The sequence below is a fragment of the Bifidobacterium moukalabense DSM 27321 genome, assembly GCF_000522505.1.
GTDB lineage: Bacteria > Actinomycetota > Actinomycetes > Actinomycetales > Bifidobacteriaceae > Bifidobacterium > Bifidobacterium moukalabense.
This window is the reverse complement of record NZ_AZMV01000003.1, coordinates 25,012-43,650: the sequence shown is the minus strand read 5'-3', so window position 1 is coordinate 43,650 and position 18,639 is coordinate 25,012. Positions and strand designations below refer to the sequence as shown.

At 56.6% G+C, this 18,639-nt stretch carries 31 protein-coding genes and 1 pseudogene; all 32 read left to right on the top strand.

The features are described from left to right. Positions 1-71: 71 nt before the first annotated feature. The 32 genes and pseudogenes from BMOU_RS11690 (at position 72) to BMOU_RS03840 (ending at position 18,633) form a co-directional block, all read left to right on the top strand. Positions 72-601: pseudogene (locus BMOU_RS11690) on the top strand (DNA cytosine methyltransferase). After that, positions 501-1,079 carry a hypothetical protein gene (locus tag BMOU_RS03975; RefSeq protein WP_268744939.1) on the top strand — a complete coding sequence of 193 codons (579 nt, stop codon included), beginning with the start codon at positions 501-503 and terminating at the stop codon, positions 1,077-1,079. Before BMOU_RS11690 ends, BMOU_RS03975 begins: the two are co-directional and overlap by 101 nt. 67 nt (positions 1,080-1,146) lie before the next feature. Continuing rightward, positions 1,147-1,425 (top strand): DNA cytosine methyltransferase, encoded by a 279-nt coding sequence (locus BMOU_RS03970; protein WP_051428899.1) that lies wholly within the window; start codon positions 1,147-1,149, stop codon positions 1,423-1,425. Then, the gene (locus BMOU_RS03965; RefSeq protein WP_034875128.1) at positions 1,422-1,712 is read left to right on the top strand and encodes a hypothetical protein; all 291 of its coding nucleotides are present in this window, start codon (positions 1,422-1,424) and stop codon (positions 1,710-1,712) included. The genes BMOU_RS03970 and BMOU_RS03965 overlap by 4 nt, the downstream gene beginning before the upstream one ends. Next, the gene (locus tag BMOU_RS10955) at positions 1,709-2,515 is read left to right on the top strand and encodes a phage antirepressor KilAC domain-containing protein (protein ID WP_081738485.1); all 807 of its coding nucleotides are present in this window, start codon (positions 1,709-1,711) and stop codon (positions 2,513-2,515) included. The genes BMOU_RS03965 and BMOU_RS10955 overlap by 4 nt, the downstream gene beginning before the upstream one ends. Further along, positions 2,505-2,723, top strand: coding sequence for a helix-turn-helix transcriptional regulator (locus BMOU_RS10950; protein ID WP_034875127.1), 219 nt, complete (start codon positions 2,505-2,507; stop codon positions 2,721-2,723). The genes BMOU_RS10955 and BMOU_RS10950 overlap by 11 nt, the downstream gene beginning before the upstream one ends. Positions 2,724-2,901: 178 nt before the next feature. Further along, on the top strand, positions 2,902-3,723 hold the full coding sequence (locus BMOU_RS03945; protein ID WP_137648190.1) for a helix-turn-helix domain-containing protein: 822 nt from the start codon (positions 2,902-2,904) through the stop codon (positions 3,721-3,723). Next, positions 3,716-4,234, top strand: a complete 519-nt coding sequence (locus tag BMOU_RS03940; protein WP_034875124.1) for a hypothetical protein — start codon at positions 3,716-3,718, stop codon at positions 4,232-4,234. Before BMOU_RS03945 ends, BMOU_RS03940 begins: the two co-directional genes overlap by 8 nt. Continuing rightward, positions 4,224-5,138, top strand: a complete 915-nt coding sequence (gene bet / locus BMOU_RS10690; protein WP_051428898.1) for a phage recombination protein Bet — start codon at positions 4,224-4,226, stop codon at positions 5,136-5,138. Before BMOU_RS03940 ends, bet begins: the two co-directional genes overlap by 11 nt. A 53-nt stretch (positions 5,139-5,191) precedes the next feature. Further along, positions 5,192-5,617 carry a single-stranded DNA-binding protein gene (gene ssb / locus BMOU_RS03930; RefSeq protein ID WP_371851381.1) on the top strand — a complete coding sequence of 142 codons (426 nt, stop codon included), beginning with the start codon at positions 5,192-5,194 and terminating at the stop codon, positions 5,615-5,617. Then, positions 5,617-6,117, top strand: coding sequence for a hypothetical protein (locus BMOU_RS10685; protein ID WP_051428897.1), 501 nt, complete (start codon positions 5,617-5,619; stop codon positions 6,115-6,117). Before ssb ends, BMOU_RS10685 begins: the two co-directional genes overlap by 1 nt. 2 nt (positions 6,118-6,119) lie before the next feature. Next, a complete protein-coding gene (locus BMOU_RS03920) occupies positions 6,120-6,491 on the top strand; it encodes a hypothetical protein (RefSeq protein WP_034875122.1) in 372 nt (123 codons plus the stop codon). Between the two features lie 51 nt (positions 6,492-6,542). After that, on the top strand, positions 6,543-6,926 hold the full coding sequence (locus tag BMOU_RS03915; protein WP_161631970.1) for a hypothetical protein: 384 nt from the start codon (positions 6,543-6,545) through the stop codon (positions 6,924-6,926). Next, on the top strand, positions 6,904-7,146 hold the full coding sequence (locus BMOU_RS03910) for a hypothetical protein (RefSeq protein ID WP_137648189.1): 243 nt from the start codon (positions 6,904-6,906) through the stop codon (positions 7,144-7,146). Before BMOU_RS03915 ends, BMOU_RS03910 begins: the two co-directional genes overlap by 23 nt. Before the next feature lies 1 nt (position 7,147). After that, entirely contained in the window at positions 7,148-7,537 is a 390-nt protein-coding gene (locus BMOU_RS03905; RefSeq protein ID WP_034875116.1) for a DUF3310 domain-containing protein, read from the top strand. Beyond that, positions 7,534-7,752, top strand: a complete 219-nt coding sequence (locus tag BMOU_RS11205) for a hypothetical protein (RefSeq protein ID WP_137648188.1) — start codon at positions 7,534-7,536, stop codon at positions 7,750-7,752. The genes BMOU_RS03905 and BMOU_RS11205 overlap by 4 nt, the downstream gene beginning before the upstream one ends. Continuing rightward, positions 7,736-7,906 carry a hypothetical protein gene (locus BMOU_RS11340; RefSeq protein ID WP_162848712.1) on the top strand — a complete coding sequence of 57 codons (171 nt, stop codon included), beginning with the start codon at positions 7,736-7,738 and terminating at the stop codon, positions 7,904-7,906. The genes BMOU_RS11205 and BMOU_RS11340 overlap by 17 nt, the downstream gene beginning before the upstream one ends. Before the next feature lie 18 nt (positions 7,907-7,924). Next, positions 7,925-8,704, top strand: a complete 780-nt coding sequence (locus BMOU_RS03900; RefSeq protein WP_235143692.1) for a hypothetical protein — start codon at positions 7,925-7,927, stop codon at positions 8,702-8,704. Further along, positions 8,701-9,168, top strand: a complete 468-nt coding sequence (locus BMOU_RS11525; RefSeq protein WP_235143691.1) for a hypothetical protein — start codon at positions 8,701-8,703, stop codon at positions 9,166-9,168. Before BMOU_RS03900 ends, BMOU_RS11525 begins: the two co-directional genes overlap by 4 nt. Next, a complete protein-coding gene (locus tag BMOU_RS03890; RefSeq protein WP_034875113.1) occupies positions 9,165-9,362 on the top strand; it encodes a hypothetical protein in 198 nt (65 codons plus the stop codon). The genes BMOU_RS11525 and BMOU_RS03890 overlap by 4 nt, the downstream gene beginning before the upstream one ends. Positions 9,363-9,782: 420 nt before the next feature. After that, positions 9,783-10,475 carry a PhnA protein gene (locus BMOU_RS03885; protein WP_235143690.1) on the top strand — a complete coding sequence of 231 codons (693 nt, stop codon included), beginning with the start codon at positions 9,783-9,785 and terminating at the stop codon, positions 10,473-10,475. Positions 10,476-10,759: 284 nt separating this feature from the next. Next, positions 10,760-10,933 carry a hypothetical protein gene (locus BMOU_RS11300; RefSeq protein ID WP_160118295.1) on the top strand — a complete coding sequence of 58 codons (174 nt, stop codon included), beginning with the start codon at positions 10,760-10,762 and terminating at the stop codon, positions 10,931-10,933. Beyond that, positions 10,861-11,286 (top strand): HNH endonuclease, encoded by a 426-nt coding sequence (locus tag BMOU_RS11795; RefSeq protein ID WP_081738484.1) that lies wholly within the window; start codon positions 10,861-10,863, stop codon positions 11,284-11,286. Before BMOU_RS11300 ends, BMOU_RS11795 begins: the two co-directional genes overlap by 73 nt. A gap of 27 nt (positions 11,287-11,313) precedes the next feature. Further along, positions 11,314-11,871 (top strand): phage terminase small subunit P27 family, encoded by a 558-nt coding sequence (locus BMOU_RS11685; RefSeq protein ID WP_081738483.1) that lies wholly within the window; start codon positions 11,314-11,316, stop codon positions 11,869-11,871. Further along, positions 11,846-13,606, top strand: coding sequence for a terminase large subunit (locus BMOU_RS03875; protein ID WP_034875111.1), 1,761 nt, complete (start codon positions 11,846-11,848; stop codon positions 13,604-13,606). Before BMOU_RS11685 ends, BMOU_RS03875 begins: the two co-directional genes overlap by 26 nt. Continuing rightward, positions 13,581-13,739 carry a hypothetical protein gene (locus BMOU_RS11295; protein WP_160118293.1) on the top strand — a complete coding sequence of 53 codons (159 nt, stop codon included), beginning with the start codon at positions 13,581-13,583 and terminating at the stop codon, positions 13,737-13,739. Before BMOU_RS03875 ends, BMOU_RS11295 begins: the two co-directional genes overlap by 26 nt. Continuing rightward, positions 13,736-15,010 carry a phage portal protein gene (locus BMOU_RS03870; protein WP_081738482.1) on the top strand — a complete coding sequence of 425 codons (1,275 nt, stop codon included), beginning with the start codon at positions 13,736-13,738 and terminating at the stop codon, positions 15,008-15,010. The genes BMOU_RS11295 and BMOU_RS03870 overlap by 4 nt, the downstream gene beginning before the upstream one ends. Next, the gene (locus BMOU_RS10680; RefSeq protein WP_160118292.1) at positions 15,003-17,006 is read left to right on the top strand and encodes an HK97 family phage prohead protease; all 2,004 of its coding nucleotides are present in this window, start codon (positions 15,003-15,005) and stop codon (positions 17,004-17,006) included. Before BMOU_RS03870 ends, BMOU_RS10680 begins: the two co-directional genes overlap by 8 nt. Before the next feature lie 13 nt (positions 17,007-17,019). Further along, positions 17,020-17,550, top strand: a complete 531-nt coding sequence (locus BMOU_RS03855) for a hypothetical protein (RefSeq protein ID WP_034875103.1) — start codon at positions 17,020-17,022, stop codon at positions 17,548-17,550. Between the two features lies 1 nt (position 17,551). Further along, positions 17,552-17,905: a hypothetical protein gene (locus tag BMOU_RS03850; RefSeq protein ID WP_034875101.1), complete on the top strand. Its 354-nt coding sequence runs from the start codon at positions 17,552-17,554 to the stop codon at positions 17,903-17,905. After that, positions 17,902-18,228: a hypothetical protein gene (locus BMOU_RS03845; protein ID WP_034875099.1), complete on the top strand. Its 327-nt coding sequence runs from the start codon at positions 17,902-17,904 to the stop codon at positions 18,226-18,228. Before BMOU_RS03850 ends, BMOU_RS03845 begins: the two co-directional genes overlap by 4 nt. Further along, the gene (locus tag BMOU_RS03840) at positions 18,229-18,633 is read left to right on the top strand and encodes a hypothetical protein (RefSeq protein WP_034875098.1); all 405 of its coding nucleotides are present in this window, start codon (positions 18,229-18,231) and stop codon (positions 18,631-18,633) included. The last annotated feature ends 6 nt before the right edge of the window (positions 18,634-18,639 follow it).

Below are 18,639 nucleotides of genomic sequence, written 5' to 3'. Positions count from 1 at the left end.
TAGCGGAAACGACAGCTCCGCCGCAGTGAGCCGATCTGCGCGAACGCCAACAACGTCGAAAGGAAGAGACCATGCGCTACATCAGCCTGTTCAGCGGCATCGAAGCGGCAACGGTCGCATGGGAGCCGCTCGGCTGGGAGCCGGTAGCCTACGCGGAAATCGAACCATTCCCCAAAGCCGTCCTGAAACACCATTATCCCAATGTTCCCGACTTGGGGGATATGACCAAAGTGGATTGGAGCAAATATCATCATGCAGCAGATGTCGTTGTTGGAGGAAGCCCTGCCAGGCATTCAGCGTTGCCGGACTCAGGAAGGCTCTGGCTGACCCGCGCGGCCAGCTCATGCTCGAATATCTCCGAGCTTGCGCAGAAATTGATCCGGAATGGATCGTATGGGAAAACGTACCCGGAGTATTGTCGGCTGAACACGGAAGGGCCTTCCAGTCGCTCCTTGAAGCCGTGGCCGAACTCTGGCCTGATGGGGGGGGCGGCTTGGAGAGTGTTGGACGCTCAATTCTACGGTGTGGCCCAAAGGCGCGAACGTGTGTTCCTTGTCGTCAATACTCGAGACTGGCGACGTGCCGCGCCGGTACTTTTTGAGCGCGAAAGCCTGTGCTGGGATCATTCGTCGAGCCGAGAGAAGAGGAAAAGCCTTACCGAAGGAACTGCTGAATGCACTGGAAACGCAGATCAGCGTGTTAAGTCATTCTCCTGGAATGCGGGATCAAAGGCCGGAAGCATCGCATATGGTGATGTCGCCCCGACATTGAAAACCGAACATAATCCTGCAATCCACAAAAGCGTGATGTTGGATTTCCATCAACAGGATGGACGGTTCAAGGTCAGTGACCATTCGGACGTGTCGAATACGCTCACCTCTCACATGGGGACTGGTGGCAACAACGTTCCGCTGATCCATCAGGTTGATGAAATCGAGAGAGAGTCGATGCCGCTCAAAATGATCTGCCGTGCGGACACCCAGGCAAATGCCGCACAAGGATTCGACCTTTCGCCGACATTGATGGCTCACGCGGGACAGGATGCGCCATTCATCTATCCTGCGCAGGTAACTGACTGATAGGAGAAGCTGGTGGCTTTCACTTTTAAGATTCGCGGCGGCAAATCAGGGGGGTAAGGGACTGCTTGTGCAGGATGAACTTTCCGCAACCCTCAGCACGCATTCGGATCAGCAATTATACAAGGAAGGAGATGGGGATATGGACGGTTTGACGGTACGTCGTTTGACACCGTTGGAATGCGAACGGCTTCAGGGATTCCCTGACGGGTGGACGGATATTCCTTGGAAAGGCAAGAAGCATGCGCCGGACAGCCCACGATATAAGGCTTTGGGCAATTCGATGGCAGTGCCGGTCATGAGGTGGATAGGCGAAGGCATCCAAATCGTAGAAAAGGAAACAACATGAACAACGTTCTCAGCATCGCTTGGAAGCTTGAATGGCTTCAAGTGCACGGATACGTGCGGGAAATCAACGGCGAGCAGACCCTCAGCACGAAGGCCCTCAGCCTGATTTCAAAAGTGCCTGTCGTAAGGCTTCGGCTCGCCGTAGCCAAGGGAATGCTGGAAGAGGGAAACACATTCCACATTCCAGAAGACATGTTGAGAGACATGCGCAGAGGAATCAAGGAACTTCAAGCCAAATACAACACCACCAGCATGATCGAGATTCTTTACGCGGAGGCAACCAAATGAGCAACGATATTGTTGAAATTCCATTCCACAACGATATGTTAATCGCCCACCAGTCCGAAGACGGAGACGTATTCGTCGCCCTCCGTCCGATTTGCAACAGCATGGGGATTGATTTCAGCGGACAGTTGCAAAAGATGAAACGACAGCCTTGGGCAACTGTGGGTGAATTACACACAGTTGGCGCGGATGGAAAAATCCGTGATATGACGGCTATCAATCGGAAAACGTTGACGATGTGGCTTGCGACCATCGACACGAGCCGCCTTAAGGACGAACAGGCCCGCCGTAACGTGATCGTCTACCAGCAGGAAGCCGCCGAAGCACTCGACAGGTATTTCAACGAAGGTGGTGCAATCCGCGTTTCCGATTCCGATAGCGATGCGGACATCATGGCTCGGGCCGTGCTTGTGGCGCAGAAGACCATCGAGCGGAAGAATGAGCAGATTCAAGCACAGTCCGATCGCATCAGGGAATTGGAGCCGAAGGCCTTGTTTGCGGACGCGGTTGCCGCTTCGGACGGCACGTGCCTGGTAGGCGAACTGGCGAAGATGCTCCGCCAGAACGGTTTGGACATCGGCCAGAACCGTCTTTTCAGACTGCTCCGTGATGACGGTTTCCTTGGCAAGTCCGGCGCGAACACGAACGTGCCGACGCAGAAGGCTATGGAACTGGGCCTGTTCCGTATCAAGGAGACGGCGGTAACGCATTCGGACGGCCACGTGACGATCAGCCGCACGCCGAAAGTCACAGGCAAGGGCCAACGGTATTTCATCAACCGTTATGGCCTGAACCATGATGCCTGAGCGCCTGCTGACTCCGCTTCAGGCCGCGAAGTTTCTTGGTGTGAGTCCTCGAACCCTTGCGAATTGGCGGAGTCGTGGCGGCGGGCCGAAGTACACGAAGCTCGGCAATCCGCCACCGCAGGGCAGGCAGGATAGGCGGCCAGTGCGATACCGGCTACACGACTTGGAAACCTACGGAAGCATCCTCACAAGGACGGAGACGAGATGAAAACCCACCTGCCAACCACAAGCTTCATTCCCGGCGCCCGACTCCGAAGCCAAGCCAAGCTGAAGGGTTCCCGGGTCAGCCATCACGAGCCGCCCACCCTAAGCGAGCAAGGCATCGACGTGGAACAGCTGATCACAGACCATGAGAAGGAAATACAGAGAATGCGAGGTGAAACACAGTGAGCGACAAAGAGCCAGAAGAGACCGATTGGACGGATTTCGCGGCTGACATCGCCAAGCTCCGTGCGCACAGTCCACGAGACCCAATGCCACGGCTCGACGGCAAACCACCAGCCGAACCGCCTGCCGAGCCAAGGAAGGAGAAGCCAGTGAGAGACATCATGCATCCGAGCGACAAGACCTGCGAAGCATGGTCGAAACTCACACCGAACCGGCTCACGCCGGAGCAGGCCAAAGCCGTCTCGGACTGGCAGGCGCGCCGACGCATTCTCGACTATTGGCTGCAATTCATGGGCCTGAACGGCCGTCAGCCGACAGTACGCGAAGCCAAGGCCGCATTGCACATCAGCAACGGCACCCTAACCCGCCATCTGGAAAAGCTCCGCAAAGAAAACAAGCTCCCCGCAGCCCGCAAACCGGGCGGCATGAAAACCACAGGAAAGGAAACCACCATGACCGACAAGAAACCAACCAGCACCGAAAACGACAAGGCCAACGAGAAGTTCGCCGAGCAGTCCACGTCCAGCGAGCTTGACAGGCTCAAAGCCTACGTCAGCCACGAGAAAAGGTGCGAAGTCAATGCTGGCGAAGACTACAAGGACTACGGCGATCCGATCCGTCAGCTCGAACGGTACCTCACCATCCTTGACGACTTCGCCAACGAAACCATCCGCATTCGCCGCGCCTCTTATGAGGCAATCAAGAATGACGATTGCTTCGTCTTCGCCGAACACGACTTCCTCAACGACATCCTGAAAACCCGCCGAAGCATGGCCGCACTACTCAAGGCACTCAAGGAAGGAGCCATCGACCATGAGTGAAGAATTCGATTTCAGCAACACGAGGCCGGACGAACTGCGAGCCATCATCATCGCCAGCACGATCATCGACAAGCGCAACAGCGCCCTGCTCAAGGCCGCGAAAGCCGCGTGGGCGGAAGACCATGACGGCGGCGACGTGGAGGACTGCACGTTCGCCGGCATGGATGCCGGCAGTATCACCCTCACCAAAGGCGGCAACGGCGGCTACACGGTCAAAGATCCGCTGGCCTATGCGGACTGCCTGCACGACATGAAGGAACCATTGGCCGGAGGGCGGAACTCGTGGGAGCAACGCAATTATCCGAAGCCAGAAGCCATGACCGACGAGTTCCTTGAAAACCTGATCCGCGCCCACGGTGGCGAACTGCCGCCCGGAGTCGAATATAAGCCGGGCCGACCGCAAACCGTGACCCTGCGCCTGCCGCGCGGATTCGTCAACAAGGCATTCCAAGCCAGCCAAATCGCCAACACACTCAATCTCTTGAAAGGAAACAACACTAATGAGCAGTGATCTCGTACTCACCAAAGACCAGAACAATTTCACCGAACAGCAGATGGCCGCATTGCAGGCGCTCGGCGTGGAAAACGCAGGTCAGGGCGACCTGATGCTGTTCCTCAATCAGGCGCAACGCACCGGCCTCGACCCGTTCTCGAAGCAGATCTACATGATTGGCCGGCGCACCAAGGTCAACGGCCAATGGGTGACCAAGCAGACCATTCAGGTCGGTATCGACGGTTTCCGTCTGATCGCCCGCCGTGCCGCCGATGCCAGCCACGAACGCTATTCCGCGCCGGACATTCTCTGGTGCGATCCTAAAGGCGGTTGGCATGATGCTTGGATTTGGGATACGCCACCGGTGGCCGCGAAGGCGACGATCGTACGCGGCGAAGGCCAATTCTCAGCCGTCGCCCTCTATCGTGAATATGTCGGCACTCGTCTTGACAAGACGACGGGCAAGCAGGTGCCGAACACTATGTGGGCGTCCAAACCGGCATTGATGCTCGGCAAGTGCGCTGAAGCATTGGCATTGCGCAAAGCTTTTCCGATGGAGTTGAGCGGCTTGTACACGTCGGACGAAATGAGTCAGGCCGACAACATGCAGACGGTACCGGCAACCGTCGTGGAAGAGCCACCGGCTCAGCCGACACAGCAGATGGCATCCAAGGCGCAAGCCGACGCGATCAACGGTCTGCTGCACGAGTGCGGTGTGGATTCTCCGGACATGGCGCAATTTGTATTCCATGCTCATACCGGATTGTCCGGCATCACGTCGGCTACACAGCTCAGCCGTATCGATGCCAAGAATCTGACTGCCAGCAAGGACGTGCTCAAACAGCGCACCTTGCAGGCAATCGAGGAATATCGCAAGCAACATCAGCCGGAAGAAGCGGCTGACGAAAAGAAGGAGGCATGATGGCAGGCGAGACCATTCTCACGATCATCGGCAATCTGACCGGCGAACCGGAAATGCGAACCACAAGCAATGGCGGCACGGTATGCAATTTCAGTATCGCCGCCACGCCCCGCACGTTCAACCGCCAGTCTAACCAGTGGGAGGACGGTGATGCCCTGTTCATGCGTTGCACGGCATGGCGGGACTTGGCCGCGCATTGCGCACAATCTTTGCATAAGGGCATGCGGGTGATCGCGCAGGGTCGTTTGCAACAGCGCACCTATCAGGCCAAGGACGGCACGAATCGTACTGTCGTGGAGTTGCAGGTGGATGAAATCGGCCCATCGCTGAAATATGCGACGGCTCAAGTGGCGAGAATCCAGCATGCGAACGGCGGCGGCCAGAACATGGCTCAGGCTCCGGCTCAACAGCCGGTAGCGGGTGGTTGGGGTGCGCCAGCCGACCCGTGGGGCGCACCAAGCGGAGAGGACGAATTCTAATGAGCAACCCGCCGAAACAGAAGGGCACGAAATTCGAGACCGCAACCGTCCGATACCTGCGCTGGGCGGTGCAGGACGAACGCATCGACCGCATGGCATTGCACGGCACCAACGACACCGGTGACATCACCGGCGTGCTCTTCTGGGGACATAAGGTGTGCGTGGAATGCAAGGATACGAAGAAGCCGGATTATGCGGCACACTATTCCGAACTCACGGATGAAATGAGCCACCTCGATACCGAATACGGTGTCCTGATTCAGCATCGCAAGGGCCTCGGACTGGAACACATGGACGGCCAAATGGTGATAATGACCCGAAGCATGCTCGACCGGTTCACTGCGCCATTCGCCACGTCGCCAGTGCCGGAGGTCGTGCAGATGATGGCAGAACCACTCAACGTCAAAGGCCCACAGCTCGTGTGGATTCCCTTGCGCCTGTTCGCCTTCCTCTTGAATGATCTGCTACCGCTCGGCCCAGACGAAAACGGGGAGGTGTGAAGATGGGCGCAATGTGTGGTTATCGCATTCAAGGGCACGTGTACACGGCCCCGCAGATGATCGCCCTACGGCTTATCGTCGCAGGCCATCAGATTGGCACCGGCAGCGGCCCACGACGCACCGCCAACATCCTGGAACGGCTCGGATGCATCAAGGAGACAGTGCCGGACACATTCCAGGCTACCGATTTCGGCAGGCAGGTTGCGGCCATCGCCAGCGAACGTGATGCCATGCCACCGCAGACACAGCTCGCCAACAAGGTCGTTGCCGACCATTTGAACGAATTTTGGGATTACCTCTACTCGCATCCGAAAACCTACCATTATCAGCCGTCCAAACTGAGGGTCGTGTGTGAAAGGAGCCGTAATGCCTGACGGAATCCGCCAATGTCCCGAATGCGGACACTATGCCATAGGCCCCGACCGGTGCCCACGAGCGCAGAACCCGCGCTTGGACTGCAAATACCGGAAACAACAAAACAAGCAACTATCCGAAATGCTCAAAAGAAAGATGGGACGATGACCAAAAAATATATCGGGAACTATCCGCTCACCATCCGCATCAGCGTCGGAGGTCTTGATCTCGGTAGTATCGACATCAAAGTGCCGACCTACATCAATCCGCATACGCCCCTCTACTACGATCGCGATCTCATCAACGGTTACGAAACCGTTGACCTGCATGGAAGCCTACCGCGCGATTTCCGCAAGAAGGTACGCGAAACGTTCATCGAAGCAATGAAGGCATTGGAAGAATCCCTCAACGAGGAGACGGAGGTGATCGCACATGAAAAAAGCAGTATGGCTTGAAAGCGATATGGCTTGGATGGAAGAAGCCGAACATGATCTTAAATTCCCTACGCCGGAACAAGGCGTAGTGCTTCAATGCCTATCCTGCGGCGGATGGTATGTGGCCGAATGGAACTCCAGCGCCGAACAATATGAGTGGGTGAAACACCACGAACTATTCATCCGCCTATTCCATCACAAGGACTGGAAAGCAATCAAAAACAACAGTAAGGAGAACTGAAATGAGCAACATCAGTCCAAATCATTACAAGGGTGGCCCTTTCGAATGCATCGAACTCAGCCGTCTGCTCAGCTCGGATTGGGGGCAGGTAGTCCAATACTGCTACCGCTGGAAGGACAAGAACGGTACGGAAGACCTTAGGAAGGCCGCATGGTTCGCGCAGGATGCAGTAATGCACGGCATTCCGATCATCACCGATGACACCTGCGCTCGTGAAATCGACTACCGCGTCAGCGAAATCCGCGCACTATTGACGACTCTCGCCAAGGCGGACTGGATGGAACTGGAAGAAATCTGGATAACCCTCGCAAACGGCACACCACAACACGTCCTCACACTGCTGATTCGCAAGATTACGGAAGTCGAAAACGAAAAGGAGAAAACAGAATGAGCGCAGATCAGGAAGCACGAGAACACTACACTCGAGTTGAGCAACGCTATTTCGACTACCTGAACCGCGAATACGGCGCATCGATCGCAAAATCGTTTCGACCGTCGGCGGCGCCTACGAACGCGGCATGCGAGACGGCTTCGACTCCGCACAAGCTGAATTGCGCCAATACTTCGACGTGCGCTACAAGGACAAGTGATGAAGGACTTGCTTGACCCTCAGCCGGACTTGGTGGAAATCGCGGAAGCATTGGACATCATGAGCAAACCGCATCGCGGCAGCGCATGGAAAAACATCACCGACGAGCCGTGCACCACCATACGGCAGGAAGCAATCTGGAAAACCTACGGGGACGGGAGACTTGGATAAATGGCTAGGCGCGGATACGTGCAATTGGTGAACGGCTTCTACACCAACGACAAGGTGCAGGAACTATCCCGCAGCGGCCATATGGACGCGATCGGCGTGTTCTGCATGGCGCTCACCTACTGTGGAGACCATCTCACGGACGGTTTCGTTCCGCGCCGAACCATGCTCTTCGTCATCGGAGCCACCGACGAACAGCTTCAAGCCCTCTGCGACGTGGAAATGCTCGAGGAAGTCGAGGAAGGGTGGATAATCCACGACTATCTCAAGCATAACCGCAGTATGGAACAGGTCATGCACGTCCGTAAGAAGACCGCAGACCGAGTGGCCAAATACCGCGACTCTACGGATGTAACGCCGTTACAGTCGGCATGTAACGCCGTTACATCGGGACAAACACCAGAACACCAGAACACCAGAACCCAAAAGAAAGAAAAAGAAGAATTTCATTCTTCTTTTCCAAAAGAAATCAACATCAACGACTTCGAACAAGCAAGGGAGAAAGCCCACGCCAACGGCGAGATCATCAAGGCCTATCCCGACCTTGACCTGCCGGAAGCCTGGAATGCTTTCACAGCCCGCCATTATGGCGAGACCCGCACCATCACGGACTGGACTCGTCAATGGAAGGGCTGGTGTCAGCGCCGCGCCAAAATGTCGGGCATTCCACCATCGAAGCCACATGTGCATTCCTGGCAATGCGACCACGTACTGCGACAACTTGGCCGCACGCTGGAGACCGCACAACCAGACCAAACCGCCTGCCAACTCGCAGACCAACTCAACAAGGAGCACCAATGAACGAACAGGACGAGAAGCCGACCATTGAGGAAGTGATCGACTACTGCACATTATGCATCAAAGGCGCACGGTATCAGATTCGCAAAGCCGAAACGGAAAACTGGCCGCACGACCTCTCCAGCTTCCACGGAGCTAGGCATGCATTTGAATCCGTCATCGACTTCTGCCACGGAAAAAAACGACTTCGACGTCTACCTGCACCAACTCAACAAGAAAGGAAACTAATCATGGCGACGAACGTGAGTGAGAAGGATAAGACCCTCAACGAAATCATCGAATACTGCGAGGCAAAAAGCAGGGAAGAACAGAATTACGCCCGCACTGTGCTTAACGACATTGCCAAAGGCTGGGCTCTAGCAGGAGCTCGCACATATGACCGCATAGCCAAGCATTGTGAATCCATGCTCGGCTATTCCGGTTCGATGCCAAGCGAAGTACCAAACCAAAGCGAGGACGCAAAATGATCTACCTCATCGTAGCCAATCAAATCATGGAAGTGCTCACCGATATGGACGAAGCACTCGAACAGGCCCGCCATTATGCGCCGGAAGTCGGCGACATCACAGTTGCAGACGTGGCGACCGGTAGAAAGCTGATAGTCACAGCCGATGGCAGAACCGAAACAATGGATGCGAACATAAGGGCGGTGAACCGATGAGCAAGTCTGACCGTGAATATCAGACCGACGTGTACAAAGACAAGGATTGTTGGATAGGTGGTACGCGAAGGGTATTCACCCCACACGCTCATCCAGTGTGCAAAGAAACTGGCTACGACTTTCCAGCACTCATGTACTGCCCTCAATGCCACCAATGGTACAAGGACACGAGCACCACGCTTGCAACAGTATTCCATTGGGAACCAATACCGGAATGGAAGGCAAGACTACTCCACCGCAAGACCTATCAGGCAATCATCAACAACAGGCCAATCACAGAATAGGAGCCAATCAGGTTGACTGGCACGACATCGCACGAATCCTCCAAATCCCGTATCCAATCATCGCAAACGAACTAGGAGAACAGCCTCGTGAAATGCCCCACCTGCGGAACACAAATCAAGCCAACCAACTGGATCTGTGGTAACTGCCAAAAAAAACTACTGGCAACTAATCTACCGGCTCGGCCACGAACAACTGCCAGCACTGCAACTGCTCAGCCTCAAACAAGCACGCATCGGCAGACGCCAACGCACGCCAAGCACCGGTTACGCACCACTACCACTCGACCAGCACGCACTCGACCTCATCGACGCAAGCAGTCAATGGCTAGCCGAAACCGCAGGCAAAATCAACACAGCATACGCCAACCTCCGCTGGGACAAAGCATGGAAGCGAATACTCGCCAACCGACACACCCTCCTCAACATGCCAACCATCGAAGACGACTACCATGCACTACAACGCATCATCCGACGCAACAACCAAGCCCTCACGCCAGCCGAAGACATGATACTCATAGGCACCTGCCCCCACTGCGCACGCCAACTGCAAGCCCCACCAGACGCACTCACAGCAACCTGCACGTGCGGCGGAGAATGGCCGGTACCAGCCATCAAAGCCGAACGCGACCGCAAACTCTGGGAACTGCAAATCACCGGCACACCAGCCGACGCCGCCAACGAACTCAAACGCTACGGCCTATCGGTATCACGCAACCTCATAAGCCAATGGCTCCGACGCGGCAACTTGCACGCCACGCCGACAAACCGTAAGAACGAGTACGTGTTCAACCTAGGCGAACTCGCCGCCCAGCTTGACTGTCACCAGTAAAATGGTATACTGACGTACGTCAGTACGAGATAATCGGAACTGAACTGAGAATTAGCAAGCCCTGAGCAACCAAGCTCAGGGCTTTACTATTAGCTGATCCACAAGCTGTGGGAACAGTCTCCGGGGTCGTCCAACCAAGGGCGGCCCCAGCAATAGTCCCCGCCCATTCAAACAGGGGCACCCGCTTCGGCCCGGCACGGCAAGTAGGGCTCTTCACCCTTGACTCTCTCCCTACCACTGGTTCGACCCCAGTGCGAAGCACCACACAAGAAAGCGATCACACCATGAACGAAACCCTCAAGGAAATCGCACACCAACTCACACGCATCGCAGACCAAGGTGAACAAGCCACCATGCGAATCACCCGGGCCGACGCACTTGAAGCATGGGGCATGCGAATCTACGAGGGGGAATACCTACAAGCCCTCACCAACCTCGGCATCCAGATCGTAGACTGACCAGCATGCCGACAAGACCACAAGCACGATGCACCTTCACAGGATGCAAAAACAAAGCAGTCAACCAAGGCCGATGCAACCAACACCAACGCAAACCATGGCAAAACCAATCAGCCCACACCCGCGAACGAGCACTGCATCGCGCCGAATGGAACCACATACGTAGTCTCCGACTCAAACTCGAACCAAACTGCCGAAGATGCAACAGTAAAGGCACAAACGTAGACCACATCACACCAGTCGGAGCAGGCGGAGCATTCCTCGACATCAACAATACTCAAACCCTCTGCAACCAATGCAAAACCATCAAAGACCAAGAAGACCGAAAGAACTACCCCCACATATTCCACTAAAGGGAGGGGCGTCCCGAAAGTTCAAAAGTGGATGCCAAAAGCGCGCCGCCGAAACTCTCTTTCGCGCGTCTGAGGTTTTCAGGGTCTAACCACACGACGGAAGGAGCAAGGTTATGGGACTTCGCGGCCCTCAAAAAAACGCCGCTCCAACTCAGGGTCATCAATGGTCGAGGCCCTGACCGTGATGCTGGCGGCAGGAAAATCTCTGACGATGACGCAGGATTCGAACATAAGGCGCCCACGGTTCCAAGCTGGCTGTGCGGCGAAGCACTGAACACGTGGCGGCGTTTGGTGCCGAGACTGGCGGCCTTGGGATTGTTGAAGCCGGAGGATAGGGATGCTCTCGTAGCCTACTGCACCGCCGTGGCCTCACTCAGGTCGGCGCAGGAGTGCATTAATGAGGAAGGCGTGCTGATCGAAACGGAGCGTGGCGCACGCAAGTTGAATCCGGCGTTTACGGTGCTTACCCAGTCGCAGAATACGATTCGTGCGTTCGCGCACGAGTTCGGGCTGACACCGGCAAGCGAATCGAATGTTGCGGGAAAGGCGGAGGGAAAGGATGAAGAATACAACCCATTCGCCTGAGCAATTGCCCGATGCCGAGACGTTGGAACGGTTGAAGATCAGCCCCGAGGTGGCTTGGTATTGCCTTGAGCGTGGCATGGAACTGCCGGAGGAATGGCAGGTGCCGAAGATCAAGACGCCCGAACCTCGTAATGTCGAGGGTGCCGTGTTTGACCCGGCGCGGGTCGATAAGGTGCTGCTGAGCTTCCACACACTCCGGCATACTCAAGGCAAGTGGGCTGGTAAGCCGCTTGACCCTGACCCTTGGCAGTTGGTATGGATATTGGCTCCGGTGTTTGGTTGGGTGCGGAAGAATGCCGATGGTCAGATGGTGCGCATCATCCGCGACTTGTATGTGGACGTGCCGCGTAAGAACGGCAAGTCCACGTTGTCTGGCGGCATTGCCGTGTATATGCTTGGCGCTGACGGTGAGCCGGGTGCGCAGGTCGTGTGCGCCGCTTCCACGGAACATCAGGCCGGTTTCGTGTTCCAGCCGATCAAACAGCTTGTGGAGAAGACGCCCGCCTTGAAGGGTGTGATGACGGCGCATCAGAAGCGTATCGTGCATAATCGCTCCGGCAGTTACATGGAAGTCATCAGCTCGGCGGCTGATGCGGCTCATGGCATGAACCTGCACTGCTTCATCGTTGACGAATTGCATGTGCATAAGACGCCTGATTTGGTGCGGACGTTGGAAACTGGTCGAGGCTCCCGTACGCAGCCTTTGGGTGTGCGTATCACCACGCCTGATGACGGCAAAAGCAACACCATCTACGACCAGACAAGAAAGTACGTCGAACAGCTCGCGGCTGGCACCATTACCGACGATACGTATTATGGCGTGGTCTGGGGTGCTGAGGAGACCGATGACCCGTTTTCTGTCGAAACGCAGATGAAGGCGAACCCGGGCTATGGGAAAAGCCCTTCTGCCGAGTATTTGGCGTCGCAGGCGAATCAGGCGAAGAACTCGCCGGCACAGCTCGCCAGCTACCTCCGCTTGCACTTAGGCATCCGTACGAAACAGTCCGAACGGTTCCTGACATTGGAATCCTGGGATCGCAATTGCGGTGCCGAATATGCGTCTGCCGACCAGATGGCCGAAGCCTACAAGGGCCGTACCTGCTATGGCGGCTGGGACTTAGGCGCAGTATCCGACTTGACCGCTTGGGCGTTGCTGTTTCCCGACGATTCGGACGGCTACGACGTTTTGGTGCGGTTCTGGGCGCCTGAGTCCGATCTGCCAGCCTTGGATAAGCGTACGGCTGGCATGGCATCCGTATGGGTGCGTGACGGGTGGTTGACCCTGACTCCGGGCGACGTCACCGACTATGGCTACGTGGAAAAGCGTATATTGCATGATCTTGACTGGTTTGATGTGCAGACCATCGGTTACGACCCTTGGAATGCGACGCAGGTGGCGAATGACTTGCAGGAGGCTGGTCTGGACGTTGACCGACTGACCATCGTAAGGCAGGGTACGAAGACGTTGAGTCCGGTGCTTAAGGAGATGCAACGGCTTCTGCTGACCGGCACCAAGGAAGCGCCCTTGTTCCGTCATCATGGCAATCCGGTGCTTCGCTGGAATGTGGACAATCTGGCCGTGAAAACCGATACGAACGGGAACGTTCAGCCGGATAAGCAGAATTCCGGCGACAAGATCGACGGCGTAGCCGCAGTGTTGAATGCGTTGAGTGAAGCCCTATCAAGGCCAGCGCCGAAAAGGAGCATTTATGAAGAGGAAAGCCTTTTTGCTTGACCTGATTCAGATGGTCTTGGAAGCCATCGGTCTCGTGTTCATTGTCGTTGGCTGTTTTCTGATCTGGACTCCGCTCGGCTGCATCGCCACCGGGGCGATTGTCTTGCGTTTGGCGAAGGTGGTACGTGAATGAGCTTGCTTTTTAAAGGGAGCGGTAGCGTCATCGACTTTTCGGGCAAGGCTGGGGCTACGGTTACCGGCCCTTGGCCTGTGGTCGATGCTGGCGCGCCGTTGACCAGTGGCCCCCGCGCCTTCGAGATTTATTCGACTCAGCCGAGCGTGCGCAAGGTCGTGGAATTCATCGCCCGGAATGTCGCCCGAGTGCACATTCAGGCGTTCGAGGGCGAACCGTACGGCAAACGTAAGATGCTCACCGACGGCGATTTGTACAAGATGCTGAACCACCCGAATCCAGCTAACGGCACGAGCATGTACCGGCTGATTCACGACATCGTAGCCGACCTGATGCTTTTCGACCGATTCTGCGTCCGATACTCACGTTCCGATGACACACTAATCCGACTTTCGACGGCACAATGGCGATTCCACAAGCAGCCTGGCACGATCGACGAAGTGGACGGCATCATCACCACCGACCTCACCAGCATGCCTGACGGATACGCCAAATTCTCCGAGGGTGCCGATTACGGCTTCTTCTGGGACAAGGGTTACGGCGGCTATGAGGGTGTCAGTCCGATGCTGACTTTGCAGCAGACTTTGGACGAGCATACCGAGGCCGTGAAATGGCGCCGCCAGCTCTGGAAGCATGGCCTGCGCATGCCTGGCTACTGGAGTCAGGACTTGACCGAGGCGGCGCTGAGTCCAGACGCTCGAAAACGCCTGCAAACCGAACTGGGCAATTGGATTGACGGTGGCGGCAAGGAAGGCGAAAGCCCTATCCTTCGCGGCATCACCTATCAGAAGGTCGGTGCGGAATTCACGCCGAAGGATGCGCAGGAAGTCGAAGGCCGCACCCTAAGCGACATCGAAGTGGCGTCAGCCTATCAGGTGCCGCCTGAAATGGTCGGCGCCCGTGAAGGCAAATACGCGACGCAACAGGCGTTCCGAGACGCCCTCTACCGTGAAACCCTCGGCCCCCTCTTCGAGCAGTTGCAGGGCGCTTTCAACGAGCAGATATGCTCACGTTTCTTCAAAGGCCAATTCATCGAATTCAACATCGAGAGCGCCTTGCGCGGCAGCTTCATCGATGATGCACAGGTGACGTCATCCGCTGTTGGCGGCCCTTGGATGAGCGTGAACGAGGCACGTGCCGATCATGGTCTCGCACCGAAGGGGCCGGACTATGACGAAATCCTAACCCAGCTCAATACCGTGCGCGGCGGCGGTACGCAGGCCAGTCCGCATGATAGCGGCTCTCAGAATCTTGGAGGTGCGAATGCGTAAGGAAGGCGAACAGCCCCCTGAGAAACAGCGCATGACCCTACGGACGAAATCGGAGGTCATGGGCTTAGGTGGCGATAAGTCGTTAGGTGAAGGCAAATTCACAGCCGTGGTATCCACGTTCGACGTGGTGGATTCTCAAGGCGACGTGATGAAACCGGGTGCCTTCGATGATTCCATTGCGAAATTCAAGGCTGGTACGGTGATACCGATTCTGTTCGCGCACAAGTGGAATGACCCTCAGGCGAACATCGGCACGATTACCGGCATGCGGCAGACTGCGACCTGCTTGGAGATTGACGGCCAGCTTGACTTGAGCAGTCCGAACGGCTTGCAGTGTTTCAAGATGCTCAAGGATGGCCGAGTGCATGAATTCTCGGTCGGCGGCGACGCCGTTTACGGCCCGTCGATCAGCAAGTCTGACGGCGGTTGCGTCTGGCCGATTGAAAAGTTTGACCTGTTCGAGGTCAGCCTGTGCTTGCGTGGTGCGAATCCCGAGACGCGATTGGTCAGCACCAAGAGCGATGACCCGCCGAACGATACCGGCCAGCAAGACATGAAACCTGATTCTACTGAAGGCTCCGAACCAGACGGTTCGGGGCCTTTTTCAATGCAATTCGACCGCGACGAACTGCGCAACCTCATTCGTGAGGTCATGCACGAAGAACAGTCGCAGGCCGAACCCGCCGAACCTGCCGAACCAGCCGATTCGGCGGAAATTGCAAGTTTGCCCGATTTGACCGCGTGGGCGGCGGAAATGGAAACACAGCTCATCAGCGAAGGAGATTCAGATATGAGCATGAAACAGGAATTGCAGGACGCCCTCACGCGCGTGAAGGCCATTGCGGCTACCGCGCAGGGCGAGGGCCGCGCATTCACCACGGAGGAAAACGATGAGATCATCGCCCTCCGTGCGAAGGCCGATGACCTGAAGGCACGCATCGCCAAGGAGCATGAGGCTTCCGAAGCGTTGAAGAGCATGCTTGCCAAGTCTGAACCGTCCGACGACGTGTCCGGCAAGGCCATCGTTGCCAAGAGCATCGGCGAAGCGTTCGTGAACACCGACGCCTACCGCGCCTTCAAGTCGGCTACTACGCCTGATCGTACGCCGGTGCGTATCGCCAAGAGTCAGATTCGCGTCAAGTCCGACCCGAATCCGATCAGCACCGCACTGCCGGGCGCCGTCAATCCGACCGTCCTGCCGGGCTACACTGACGTCACCTATCCGACGCCGAACGTGTTCCTCGGCCTTATCACCCGAGGCTCCACCAATAGCGGATACGTCAAGTATCGTCAGCTGATCTCCGTGACCAACAATGCGGCCGCCGTCAAGGAAAACGGCTCCAAGCCATTGTCCGATCTTGGCACTCAGATGGCCGAAGCGAAGGAATGGACTTGCGCCGACGGCTTCAAGGTCACCAATCAGGAACTGCACGATGACGGCATCATCTCGACCCTTATCAACCAGACCCTGATGCGCAACCTCAACGAATACCTTGAGAAGACCATTCTCAACGGCGATTCCAATACCGACGTCGCACAGAAGGGCATCCTGAACACCGACGGCACCCAGCAGGTCGCCTTCGATACCGACATTTTCACGACCGTACGCCATGCGAAGCGCGTCCTCTCCGCTATCGGCACGAACATTCAGGCCATCGTCCTGAATCCGGAGGATAACGAGAGCATCGACCTGATGCAGGACAAGCAGGGCCGCTACTTCGGTCAGGGGCCGTTCTCGATGGGGCCGAACATGCTGTGGGGCATTCCACGCATCGAATCTCAGGCACTGCCGAAGGGCACCGCAGTCATAGGTGATTTCAGCACCGTGCAGTTGCTCAACTACGTGCCGCTGACCATCGAAGCGTTCAACCAGAACGAGGACGATGCACGCCACAACCTGACCTACGTTCGCGCCGAGGAACGCAACATGCTGTTCATCCGCGAACCGAAGCGCCTCGCCGTGGTCAAGCTCGCCGCAGCATCCGCCTCTCACTGATTGGCGGTGAGTGATGGCCGGCAATGACGAGCTTGCGCCATTGGCTTCCATCGCCGATCTTGCCGTCAAGACCGGGGCCAGCACGGATGACGAGAAATTGAATCTCGCGCTCCGTCTGGCCTCCGGTCGTTTCCGTGAACAGACCAACAATCCGATCAGCCTGGTGACTGAAACCGTGGTCTTAGATTCGGACGGTGGCAGGGCGTTGACCTTGCCTTGTCTGCCGGTGCGGGACGTTTCCGAATTGCAGATCGACGGCGAAACCGTCTCGGATTTCGAATGGTCTGCAATTGGCGCGATTCGTCTCGACCGTCCGATTCCGAACCGTTGGCGGAGCGTGCAAGTCACCTACACGCACGGCTATGACCCAGTACCGAAAGGCGTGCAGGATGTCGTGCTCGAGCAGGCGGCGGCCATCTACCAGATGCTTCCCGGTGTGGTCTCGTACACGACAGGTGCGGAACAACGCACCTATTCCACCGCTCTAACGGTGGGCACGACTGCGCAATGGGCGGCGATGGTAGCCAGATACAAGGTGGACTGACATGACACCAGACGGTATCCACGGGCACACCTTGACGATCATCACGAAGGTTGTGGATGGCGAGACGGACGAATACGGCCAACCGCAGTACACGACCCGCAAAACCGTGCTGGAGGGCTGCAACGTGCAGCCGGTGGCGGTCACTGATCTGCCGCTGTTCGAGGACGCGAACCATTTGCCGCAATGGAAGTGCTTCAGCCACGAGGGCGACTTGGTGGCACGGCTCCTGACAGGCGATTCACGCATCGAATGGAACGGTCGAATCTTCCAACCGGCTTCCGCCGCCTACGACTATGTGACGGCGGACGGCATCGGCAATCATACGGAATGGTGGATGACGGAGGTGGCTTCATGACCTCGAAATTCACTGTTTCCGAGGATTGGATGCGCAAAAACGTGCTCGCCAATCCGACCGTTACCGCCGCGTTGAATGCGAAGGCTCGGCGGCTCGCGCCGATTGTGAAACGTATCGCCCTGAAGGAGGGCGATCAACGGTATGCGGCTTCCGTGCGGGTCATTCAAGGCCAACGTCCCGGTTCGAAGTCGCCGAGCCATATCCAGCGTCCCTATGCGCGTGTGATGATCGGCGACGAAAACGCGACAGCGAAGGAGTATGGCGACGGGAAACTGCCTAAAAAAGGCTTCCTGCGTCGTGCGATAGCGGAGATGGGGGACTGAATGCTTTTGCAAGGCCAATGGCCGCACGGCCTCCCATTGCTGATCGCATGGCTGAAGGACAAGGCCAATATCACGGCTGTTTCCAAGCTGCCGGATGACATGACCAACCGGTTGCCTTTGGTGATGGTGTCGCCTGCGCCGGGTGGCGGTCAAGGCGACGGCTACACGCGCATCCGGAGTCTCGACGTGGACGTGTTTGCGGCTGATTGGAAGTCGATGGCTGAAATTACTGGCGGTATCGAAGCCGCCGTCTTCCGCCTGTCGGGGGACGGCAACCAATACGGCTATGTCGATACGTCTTCTATCACGGAATTCTCGCAAACCGCTTACGAGCGTGCCGCGAACGTGCTTCGGTGCACAGCCACGGTCACCCTTAGCATGCGTCCGAAAACAAGTCTCAAATAGTGAAAA